Raw genomic sequence first — 10195 nt, 5'->3', positions numbered from 1 at the left:
AAAGGTAAAGTAATAAGTCCTTGAAGAAGAAGTTGACCCAATAAGAATAGAGGTAAACCAATCAAGAATAGAATAACGTCAGATACAAGACCTGCAGTTAGAGCCATCAAGAAAGAAATCAAAGGACGAATAAATAAGAAGTAAGGAAGAGAAACAAAAAGTAATGTTCCAATATCCAAAAGACTCAATAGATCTAAGAATAGTTTTAATGGAAGTAAGAATAATTCGTTAGCAATATTCAATAGAGTCAATAGAGCAAATAGAGGGAATAATAACCAACCCGGAACAGGAAGAAGTAATGACAATACAGAAAGCGCAGCATTAACAAGACCTGCAATAAAGTTAGCTAATCTAAGAAGACCAGTAAGAACATTTGCCAAACCAATGATAAATGAAAGAACCAATCTAGCACCCAATCTAAAGGCACCAACAAAGAATCTAATAATATGAATAATAGCGCGAATAGTCCATTTTGTAACAAGAGCGAATACAAGTTGACCAGCCAATGGAAGTAAGAACAAACCAGCAGCAATTGCCAATAGACCAAGATCTTTCGCAATAGAGCTTAACAACCAAAGAACAAAACCGATAAATGCATTAAGAGCTAGTAATAAGAAGAAACCAATTACTTGACCGATAAGTACAAGAGGGATTCCTACAAAAGCGAACAATAGTCCGAATAATGCGAGTAATCCTAATTTAACTAGACGGTTAAATAGTCTTCTCAAGATATCTAATGCGATTAAACCAAGAGTTGTAAGAATTTGAGTTGCAATACCCAATAGAATTGAAAGACCAAGAGCAATAACAAATGGTAACAACAAGTTGAATCCGTTAGTTAATAAGAAAGTACCAATACCAGCAAGAATAGCTAGTGGTAATCCTAAGAACGCATTTGTTTTTTAATGATTGAAAATCATTAAAAAACCGTCGATGAAAAAATTATATAAGATAAGTTATAATAAATGATCTTAAACATTTTTAATATAATAAATGAAATTAATATCTTGTAATATAATATGTATCGTATTACTACAAAGTAAAACTTTGATCGGAGATTTATATGAATTATTTATTAATACTATTATTGGTCGGCGCTTTGGCTGGCTGTTTAGGTGCTATGTTAGGTATTGGTGGTGGAATGATTGTCACTCCAGTATTAACTATGGCTATGGGAGTAGATATAAAATATGCTATCGGTGCTAGTATTGTTACTGTTATTGCTACAAGTTCAGGCTCGACAATTGCTTACTTAAAAGATGATATGTTGAATCTTCGAGTAGCTATGTTTTTAGAAATTGCTACAACTGTCGGTGCAGTTGTAGGTGCAATGTTGGTAGGAATTTTTCCAAGTGCTTGGCTATTTGTTTTATTTGGATTTTTCCTTCTATACTCATCAGTTAACATGATAATGAAGTTAATTGGTAATAAGAATGAGGAACCTTACCCTGGAAATGATCCAATTGTAAAAAAAATGAAACTTGAAGGATCATATTATGACAAGGTTGAGAAAAAGCAAATAGATTATTCATTAACAAATGTTCCTGGTGGATTTGCAATGATGGGTGGAGCAGGATTGGCTTCAGGTTTATTAGGTATTGGAAGTGGTCCATTTAAAGTTATAGCAATGGATACAATTATGAAAATGCCATTAAAAGCATCAAGTGCAACAAGTAATTTGATGATGGGTGTCACTGCAGCTGCTAGTGCTACGGTTTATTTTTTTAATGGATCTATCAAACCAGATATTGCTGGACCATTAGCTCTAGGAGTTTTGGTAGGATCTTTAGGTGGTGCGAGAATTATGCAACGCATGAGACCAAGAGTTATTAGAATGATTTTCATTCCTATTCTTATTTATTTAGGAATTCAAATGGCTCTTAAAGGATTCGGGGTGACAATCTAATGGATCAAGAAAAAAGAGATATAGAATTAATCATTGGTCGAATTCTTCGTATAGGTGTTGTTATTTCGGCAATTATTATTACTGCAGGTATAATAATTTATTTTATATCAGGATCAGGATACAGTGGTAGCGGTGAATTTCCAAGAAGATTTACTGAAATTTTTTCAGGAATAGCTTCAGGAAAATCTTATGCAGTTATAATGTTGGGAATTTTCATGCTAATTCTTACACCCGTATTACGAGTGGTGGTATCTATTTATGCCTTCTTCAAAGAAGGTGACAAACTATACACAATCATTACTACGATTGTTTTAATTATTCTTATATTTGCAATCTTTTGGGGATATAGAAGTTAAATATTTTATAAACAAAAAAAGACTAGGATTTTTGTCCTAGTCTTTTTTATTATCTGTATATCCAATTGTGTAATCGGAATTTTTCATTGCTTCAACTTTTCCCATTAGGTATCCGTTACCAACTTGTGAGAAGAAATCATGATTGTTTGTTCCGGTAGAAATTCCATTCATAACAATAGGGTTAACATCTTCAGCATTTCCATCAGGGAATAGTGGAGATTGACCTAAATTCATAAGAGCTTTGTTTGCATTATATCTCAGGAATTTTAATACTTCTTCAGTCCAACCGATATTGTCATATAGTTGATGAGTATATTTTTCTTCATTTTCATATAACTGATAAAGTAGACTGTACATCCATTCTTGCATTTCTTCTTGTTCTTTTTCACTTAGTTCGTTAAAACCAAGCTGGAATTTATAACCGATATAAGTTCCATGAACAGACTCGTCACGTATGATTAATTTAATAATTTCAGCAACATTTGCAAGTTTGTTATTACCAAGGTAATAAAGAGGTGTATAGAATCCAGAATAGAATAAAAATGTTTCAAGGAAAACACTAGCTACTTTCTTCTGCAAGGGAGTTCCATTTTGATAGATATCATTTATGTATTCTGCTTTTATTTGAAGATATTCATTGTGGTCAGTCCAATCAAAAATTTCTTCAATTTCTTCAGCGGTATTCAGTGTGCTAAAAATTGATGAGTAACTCTTTGCATGAACAGATTCCATAAATTGAATGTTATTGAAAACAGCAGTTTCTGCTTGGGTTCTGATATCTTTTCTTAATTGATCAATTCCGTCTTGGGATTGAAGAGTATCTAGTAAAGTTAGACCTCCAAAGACGTGCCCAACTAAGTTATGTTCTTCTTGAGTTAGTGTACGCCAATCATCGATATCGTTAGATAATGGAATACGTGTATCTAACCAAAATTGTGATGTTAGTTTTTCCCAAGATGCTTTATCAACTTGATCTTCTATCTTATTCCAGTTAATCGATTTGTAGTATGTATCAGTCATTTTATTCTCCTAAATTGAACAACTTTCGCATTCGTTACTTCCAATTTCATCATTATTTTCAGTAAATGTTCGGATGTAATAAATTGATTTGACTCCCTTATAGAAAGCATAGTTTCTAATGATACTTAAATCACGTGTGGTTTGAGATGTTTCGTTTTTCCATTCGTATAGACCTTCAGGAATTTCCGAACGGATGAACATAGTCATACTCATTCCTTGATCAACATGTTGTTGAGCAGCAGCATAAACATCAACAACTTTACGCATATCAGTGTCATAAGCTGATTTATAGAACTTGATTGTATCATTGCTTAAATATGGAGCAGGGAAGTATAGTTTGCCATTTTTCTTTTCTTGTCTTTCTTCAACTAGTCTTGTTACTGGTTGAAGAGAAGCTGAAGTGTTATTTACGTAAGAAATTGATCCATTAGGTGCTACAGCAATTCTATAAGCATTATAAAGTCCATTCTTTTGAATACTGTCTTTTAATTCTTTCCAGTCTTCAATAGTTGGGATATCAATGTCTTTAAATAATTCAATAACACGAGGATTCTTTGGAGCAAAATCTTCATTAATATACTTTTCAAAGTAAGAACCGTTTGCGTAGTCAGATTTTTCAAAGTTTTTGAAAGTCTCATTACGTTCAGTAGCTATTTTGTTGCTGGCTTTCAAAGTCCAATAATTTAATAGTAGGAAATAAGTAGCTGTAAATTCAACTGACTCTGGGCTACCGTATTCAATTTGATTTATTGCAAGGTATGTATGAAGACCCATTGCACCTAATCCTATAGCGTGATTTTGCTTATTACCTAAAGCTACGGTAGGTACAGATTCGATATTTGAAGCATCAGAAACATATGTTAAAGCACGTGTCATAGTTTCAACTGATTTACCAAAATTAGGGGTGTTCATCATATTAACAATATTTGTAGAACCCAAATTACAGCTAACATCTGTACCCATTTGAACATATTCTTGAGCTTCATTTAGTTCAGAAGGAGTTTGAACTTGGAGAATTTCTGTACAAAGATTACTCATGATAATTTTTCCGTCAATAGGATTAGCGCGATTTGCTGTATCGATATTGATAACGTATGGATAGCCAGATTCTTGTTGTAGTTTACTTATTTCTTCTTCTAACTCACGAGCACTGATTTTATATTTTTTAATTCTTTCGTCTTTAACCAGATTGTCGTATTCTTCAGTAATATCAATATATGAAAATGGTTTTCCATAAACACGTTCCACTGAGTAGGGACTGAATAGATACATATCTTCATTGTTACGAACTAATTCATAAAATTTATCAGGAACAATGATACCTAGTGACAATGTCTTAACTCGAATTTTTTCGTCGGCATTTTCTTTTTTAGCAGAAAGAAAATCTATGATATCTGGGTGAAAGACATTTAGATATACTGCACCAGCACCTTGTCGTTGGCCAAGTTGGTTAGAGTAGCTGAAACTATCTTCTAGCAATTTCATAACTGGTATTACACCGGATGAAGAATTTTCTACACCTTTAATGGGTGATCCAGATTCACGAAGATTTGACAGTGTGATACCAACTCCACCACCAATACGAGAAAGTTGTAAGGCACTGTTGATGGATCTACCAATACTGTTCATATCATCAGTCACTTGAATTAAAAAACAAGAGACGTATTCGCCACGTCTTTTGCGTCCTGCATTTAAAAATGAAGGAGTAGCAGGTTGATATCTTTGAGAGATCATCTCTTCTGCAAGAGACTTAGCTAGTTCCTCATTTCCATTGGCAAACAATAATGAGTTGAAAAGAATTCGCATTTCATAATCTTCAAGGTAAAGATCGCCATCATTTGTTTTAAGAGCATATTGATTAAAAAATTTATATGCTGCCATGAATGATTGGAATTTGAAATCTTTCTTCTTAAGTGAGTTATATAGTGATTCTATAAATTCAATTGAGTACTTATTGATAACGTCTTCTTCAATAAAATCATTATCAAGTAGATATTGAATTCTGTCTTTGAAAGAAAGAAATTCCATAGTATTAGGGTAAACATTTTCATTAAAAAAAGCCTCAATGGCTTCTTTATCCTTGTGTAGTGGAATTGAATTGTTTACTGGAATATTAATTTCATTGTTTAATTTAAAGTAACTTACTTTATTAAGATCTAGTGTGTTTAGTCCCAAATTCCTGTACCACTTTCTTAAAGTTATTAACATCCTTCTCGGTGCCGTTAAATTCATATTCAAATATTACTGGCAATTCTAGTCCTTGAGCAATTTTTCTAGCAGTTTGATTATATAGAGTATTAAAATTACGATTTCCAGAACCAGCAACACCTATACAATTTGCAGAATTGTTTTCGAAATTTAGAAAATCGATCACAGAATCCATCATATCATCTTCATAGGCTGGGACTAGTAGGATATAGTCCTCAGTCATATTTATAAGAGGATTGTCATCAGTTATTTCAATTACTTGGTTTTCAGGTAAGTCAAGTTTAGAGATAAAACGTCTAGTTTGACCGGTTATAGAATAAAAAACCAATTGTGTCATTAGTCAATCAGTTCCTTAAGGCTGTCTGGTCTAAATCCTACAATTGGGTTAATGTTTTCATTCATAACGATTGGTACACTTTGAAAGCCTTGGGCCTTCAAATCATCAAGATATTCTGGTTGATCATTGATGTTTCTTTCCACAAAATTAACATTGTGCTCTTTTAAATATTTCTTTGTCATCTTGCATTGCATGCAATTATTTTTACTGTATACTACGATACTATTCATTTCTGTCATCCCCTTAATGAACTTGATGTTTCTAGTATAGAACAAGTGTTCCTAAAATCAATTACTAATACTCGAAATATACAAGATATAGTAAAAAAATCTTCAGGAAGTACTATATATAGTACATTATTCAATTTTCAAAATCTTAAGAAAAGTTTAAATTATTTAAATTTATCCTAAAATTTATTTATGATAAAATTGACCTTAAAGATAATTATATTGTAAATTTTTTAAAGTACTAGACTTGACATTAATAAAATTTTCCGTGGAATGGGTAGGAACATATATATGTGGAACTTGATAGGGATTTTTGCTTGGTTAATCGTATTAGCTTTATTGATATTTGTAGTTTTGAATATTAGAGGAAGACATTTAAGGCAACTCGTATATCGTCAAAAGAAAATATCGGCTGGAATTTTGGCAATAGACTTTGCTGAAATGATAGCTTTAATAGCAGTAGTGGTAGGGATGTTGTATGTCAGCTTCTTTACTAAAGTAGATACAAAATCATCTTCAAATTATGCAATAACATATAAGTATGAACCTTTAAGAGTTGAGACAGATGCAACAGGAAAAGGTTACTATGTAAAAATAGATGGAGATAAATCCTCAAATATTGATGTCTATAAATATCGTGTAGAGGACTCAAACTATTCAGTATCTAGTCAATATGCAACATTATCTGACGCAACTATGCCTTTGAATGTCCCACGTGTAGCTATGAAGTGGAACAAAAAAGATATTTCTAAATATGACAATAAATATACAAGAGCATATGTAATAACTGGACAGGCAAGATATAAGAAAAATTTCATAAATGGACTAGGAATGAACGCAGGAAAGCTTGCTTCTGAGTACAGAGTAATACGTGTTCCAGATAGATCATTTATTAAAACAGATAATAAATAAAAAAGAATGACCTTTTAAGGTCATTCTTTTTTATTTTACTGCGGTGATGTTTTTAATACTTACAACTATTTTGTTGTTAAGTTCCATTTTATTTGTTTCATCTTTAGGGTCAACATCCGTAATTTCAACTAATGCTGAATGTTCATAAACTTTTTCTACTTTACCCTTAAAAGGAAAGTCCATGTCCTCTTCAACTTCACAGTTGTATGTTTCACCAATTTTTAAATCTTCAATTTTCATATATACTGACTCCCAAAATTTTTTACTTGACGTCACTGTATAATAATATAATAGAGAGAATATTTCAATTTATATAGAATGGAAATTTTTTATGAGTAAAAAAGTTATTGTAATCACAGGAGCAAGTGGAACAGGAAAAACCACAGTCAGCCAATATTTAAAAGATAAATATAATATACCTAGTGTCATTACTCATACGACAAGAAAGCCTCGTGATGGAGAAGTCAATGGCATAGACTACTATTTTGAATCGACAAATTCATTTGAAGAAAATCATTATCTAGAAAGAGTTGAGTATTCAAACAACAAATATGGTTCTTCTATAGAAGGTCTTAATAAAATGTGGGAAAGCAACGATTTGATATCAATAGTATTAGATACAGCAGGTGCTGTTTCTTACTATAATAAATACAAAGAAAACTGTGTTGTTATATTTTTGGATTTAGATGAAGAAATTATTTCAGATAGATTAGTCAATCGCGGGGATGAAGAAAGAAGAATTGATTTAAGATTAAGTAGTGAGGAATTTAAACGTGATTTATTTCTCCCAAATGAACTAAAAGGTCACGCATTTGAAATAAAAAATGATGATTTTGAGCAAACTACTGGACAAATAGACCTAATTATAGAAAGTTTATGAAAAAATTATAAAAAGCTTAAGCACCCTAATCCTATATGTATCAAGTGCTTGGGGGATGGGTTTTACTATAAATAAAATATGTAATGTTATATTACCGCTTTTGTAACATTACTGAAATATTATAAGCGTAGTATAGTGAGCGTTGGTTAAGCAAAACAACTTAAAATAATTATAAAAAATAAAAAATCGTAAAAATCGAATTAAACATTTATTGGGAGATTTAATTTTGAATAAAACAGTTAAAAGAAGTTTCGTATCACTTACTACAGCCGCAGCACTTGCTACAACAGCTGCTGGTCTTACAAATCTAAGTAACAATGAATCAAAAACTGCACAAGCTGCAGTTACAGAAGTAACTACAAATAAAGCTTCAGTTGTTCGCACTAATGTTGAAGCACAATTATATACATCACCTTCTGCTACAACATCAAGAGCTAAGACAGCCGATCGTTCTGTTGCAGTAAGCACTGACTGGGCAGTAGTTTCAGAAGTCCAAGACGAAGCAGGCAACCTTTGGTATGCTGTTGGTAACAATGCATGGCTAAAAGCTAGCGATGTAACTGTTGACCCTGCACCAGCTGTTACACAAGCAGCAACAACTACACAATCAGTTATTGATACAGCTCAATCACTAATTGGAACACCTTATGTATGGGGTGGAAAGACAACTTCAGGATTTGATTGTTCAGGATTTGTTGGTTATGTTTACCAACAAGCTACAGGTAAATCAATTGGATCATATACTGTTGCTCAAGAATCAGCAGGTTCACAAATCTCTGTTCAAAATGCATCAGCCGGTGATCTATTATTCTGGGGTAACCAAGGTTCTTCATATCACGTAGCTATCTATCTTGGAAACAACCAATACATTGATGCTCCTAAACCAGGACAAAGCGTTTCAGTACGTACAATGTCAAGTTACTTTATGCCATCATTTGCTGTTCACGTTGATGCATAATTAAAAGTTAAGAATATATAAAACAAGCCTTTGGGCTTGTTTTTTTGTATAATTAAGTAAATCAATAATTACATGGTGTAAAAATGCTTAAGAATAAAAGTGTATTCAAATTTATTAGTTTATTAGCTTCAGTGATAAATATATATGCGATATTTTATTTACCATTTTTAAATAGTCAAACTCTTCTCAATACTTTTACTAAGGGAGTCCCGATTCCCTCTGAAGTGTCCAATCTGCTATCTCAAAAAATAACCCTATATGGTGTAATAGACAGTGTAAATCAAATTGATAGTATTATAAGTCTAGTTTCAACACCACCACAGGAACTTGCTATTATTCAGTATATTGTCTATTTGTTAATTGCGTTGTCAGTAATAGCCTTATTTTTTACCTTGATTAGATTTCTGTCTAGACTGGTTAGATTTATCACAGCAGGGTTGATGTCATTTATATATGTAGTTATATATTTTTTGTTCAATCAGTCTGGATCTGATTTTTCAAATTATTTCACATCATTATTAGGATTAGGGTACTACGTACTGTTAATTTCATCATTGATAATCTTCATATGTTCTATTTTGGAAAGAAAACAGCGAATAATTTAAAAGTGGTCAAAATTTAAAATTTTGACTACTTTTTTTGCTGTTTATAAGTATTTTTAAGGAGAATACTACAGGCATTAAAATTTACATACAAATCTTAATAATTTAGAATAAATTAGTACGTGTTTTTGAATTTTAAAAGATAATTAAATATTTAAAAATAAAATTAAATTATTCAACATTTCTTTAATAATATTAAAATTATAGCTATAATAATAATAACCTAATATAAAAGAGGTGAATAACATGTATTTTTTAATAATTAAGTCATCAATAAATGAAAAATTCTATTTTATGATAATGTCAGAAAGTCAGGAAATCATAGCCAAAAGCGAATCATACAAAGATAAAAAATCTCTACTAGAAGATATATCTTACATTAAAAATAATATATATGAAACTTCTGAGGTATTAGATATTAGTAATTTTGATAAGTAATAATGGAATAATTAATTATATATTTAGTTACAACTACTAAATGGTTAATAAAAGTTCTAAATGAGGGTTTTAATATTTTATTTATATTTAATTATTAAATAGATATAATTTTGTTTTAGATAAATGCATTTTTTAAAAAATATTTATATTTGATATTGATTTTAATTGAATAAGGGATTATTATGCTTTATATAAATTAGTTTTTTAATATGTATATGATAAGCAAAAACTAAAAACACATCTTATTTTTTGGAAATTGAGGGGTTTTCAAAAAAGATACAGTTGGGGAGAATTTATTATGATTTATGGCGAAGGTTCCTTATTTAAGAAAATAATAACATGGTTATCGGT

12 protein-coding genes are annotated in these 10195 nt (G+C 31.1%); 6 read left to right on the top strand and 6 right to left on the bottom strand.

The features are described 5' to 3' along the window. A partial coding sequence (locus tag EKN01_RS07760) for a hypothetical protein (RefSeq protein ID WP_164966399.1) occupies positions 1-821 on the bottom strand: 821 nt, incomplete at its 3' end. A 242-nt stretch (positions 822-1063) separates the two neighbouring features. Between EKN01_RS07760 and EKN01_RS07755 the strand changes: the two genes are divergently transcribed. Together EKN01_RS07755 and EKN01_RS07750 are read left to right on the top strand one after the other, a co-directional pair. Beyond that, positions 1064-1906: a sulfite exporter TauE/SafE family protein gene (locus EKN01_RS07755; RefSeq protein WP_129045688.1), complete on the top strand. Its 843-nt coding sequence runs from the start codon at positions 1064-1066 to the stop codon at positions 1904-1906. After that, the gene (locus tag EKN01_RS07750; RefSeq protein ID WP_129045687.1) at positions 1906-2262 is read left to right on the top strand and encodes a DUF1634 domain-containing protein; all 357 of its coding nucleotides are present in this window, start codon (positions 1906-1908) and stop codon (positions 2260-2262) included. The genes EKN01_RS07755 and EKN01_RS07750 overlap by 1 nt, the downstream gene beginning before the upstream one ends. A 36-nt stretch (positions 2263-2298) precedes the next feature. Here EKN01_RS07750 and nrdF read toward each other — a convergent pair whose 3' ends face one another. Genes nrdF through nrdH form a run of 4 tightly spaced genes read right to left on the bottom strand, consistent with a single transcriptional unit; the run spans position 2299 to position 6057 of the window. After that, on the bottom strand, positions 2299-3282 hold the full coding sequence (gene nrdF, locus EKN01_RS07745; protein WP_129045686.1) for a class 1b ribonucleoside-diphosphate reductase subunit beta: 984 nt from the start codon (positions 3280-3282) through the stop codon (positions 2299-2301). Positions 3283-3291: 9 nt separating this feature from the next. Then, positions 3292-5490, bottom strand: coding sequence for a class 1b ribonucleoside-diphosphate reductase subunit alpha (nrdE, locus tag EKN01_RS07740; RefSeq protein ID WP_164966398.1), 2199 nt, complete (start codon positions 5488-5490; stop codon positions 3292-3294). Further along, a complete protein-coding gene (nrdI, locus tag EKN01_RS07735) occupies positions 5432-5827 on the bottom strand; it encodes a class Ib ribonucleoside-diphosphate reductase assembly flavoprotein NrdI (protein WP_099974130.1) in 396 nt (131 codons plus the stop codon). Before nrdI ends, nrdE begins: the two co-directional genes overlap by 59 nt. Continuing rightward, positions 5827-6057 carry a glutaredoxin-like protein NrdH gene (nrdH, locus tag EKN01_RS07730; RefSeq protein WP_099974131.1) on the bottom strand — a complete coding sequence of 77 codons (231 nt, stop codon included), beginning with the start codon at positions 6055-6057 and terminating at the stop codon, positions 5827-5829. The genes nrdI and nrdH overlap by 1 nt, the downstream gene beginning before the upstream one ends. Positions 6058-6345: 288 nt before the next feature. Here nrdH and EKN01_RS07725 point away from each other — a divergent pair, with 288 nt between their 5' ends. Next, positions 6346-6966 (top strand): LVIS_2131 family protein, encoded by a 621-nt coding sequence (locus tag EKN01_RS07725; protein WP_241685274.1) that lies wholly within the window; start codon positions 6346-6348, stop codon positions 6964-6966. A gap of 30 nt (positions 6967-6996) precedes the next feature. Here EKN01_RS07725 and EKN01_RS07720 read toward each other — a convergent pair whose 3' ends face one another. Continuing rightward, positions 6997-7206: a DUF2187 family protein gene (locus tag EKN01_RS07720; RefSeq protein WP_129045684.1), complete on the bottom strand. Its 210-nt coding sequence runs from the start codon at positions 7204-7206 to the stop codon at positions 6997-6999. Positions 7207-7297: 91 nt separating this feature from the next. On the opposite strand from EKN01_RS07720, the gene EKN01_RS07715 reads away from it, so the two are divergent. The 3 genes from EKN01_RS07715 to EKN01_RS08010 all read left to right on the top strand — a co-directional run bounded on the left by EKN01_RS07715 (position 7298) and on the right by EKN01_RS08010 (position 9844). Beyond that, complete coding sequence (locus EKN01_RS07715; RefSeq protein WP_129045683.1) at positions 7298-7846, top strand: guanylate kinase; 549 nt, start codon at positions 7298-7300, stop codon at positions 7844-7846. 226 nt (positions 7847-8072) lie between these two features. Further along, entirely contained in the window at positions 8073-8804 is a 732-nt protein-coding gene (locus EKN01_RS07710; protein WP_129045682.1) for a C40 family peptidase, read from the top strand. Between the two features lie 848 nt (positions 8805-9652). Further along, positions 9653-9844, top strand: a complete 192-nt coding sequence (locus EKN01_RS08010; protein WP_129045681.1) for a DUF1508 domain-containing protein — start codon at positions 9653-9655, stop codon at positions 9842-9844. Positions 9845-10195: the final 351 nt, after the last annotated feature.

The sequence above is a fragment of the Companilactobacillus metriopterae genome, from assembly GCF_004117915.1.
Lineage (GTDB): Bacteria > Bacillota > Bacilli > Lactobacillales > Lactobacillaceae > Companilactobacillus > Companilactobacillus metriopterae.
This window is presented reverse-complemented; position numbering and strand designations above follow the sequence as displayed.

Excerpts from the sequence above, each read along its gene's own strand:
- EKN01_RS07755 (WP_129045688.1), top strand. The coding sequence starts at position 1,064 with ATGAATTATTTATTAATACTATTATTGGTCGGCGCTTTGGCTGGCTGT.
- EKN01_RS07750 (WP_129045687.1), top strand. The coding sequence starts at position 1,906 with ATGGATCAAGAAAAAAGAGATATAGAATTAATCATTGGTCGAATTCTT.
- nrdF (WP_129045686.1), bottom strand. The coding sequence starts at position 3,282 with ATGACTGATACATACTACAAATCGATTAACTGGAATAAGATAGAAGAT.
- nrdE (WP_164966398.1), bottom strand. The coding sequence starts at position 5,490 with ATGTTAATAACTTTAAGAAAGTGGTACAGGAATTTGGGACTAAACACA.
- nrdI (WP_099974130.1), bottom strand. The coding sequence starts at position 5,827 with ATGACACAATTGGTTTTTTATTCTATAACCGGTCAAACTAGACGTTTT.
- nrdH (WP_099974131.1), bottom strand. The coding sequence starts at position 6,057 with ATGAATAGTATCGTAGTATACAGTAAAAATAATTGCATGCAATGCAAG.
- EKN01_RS07725 (WP_241685274.1), top strand. The coding sequence starts at position 6,346 with ATGTGGAACTTGATAGGGATTTTTGCTTGGTTAATCGTATTAGCTTTA.
- EKN01_RS07720 (WP_129045684.1), bottom strand. The coding sequence starts at position 7,206 with ATGAAAATTGAAGATTTAAAAATTGGTGAAACATACAACTGTGAAGTT.
- EKN01_RS07715 (WP_129045683.1), top strand. The coding sequence starts at position 7,298 with ATGAGTAAAAAAGTTATTGTAATCACAGGAGCAAGTGGAACAGGAAAA.
- EKN01_RS08010 (WP_129045681.1), top strand. The coding sequence starts at position 9,653 with ATGTATTTTTTAATAATTAAGTCATCAATAAATGAAAAATTCTATTTT.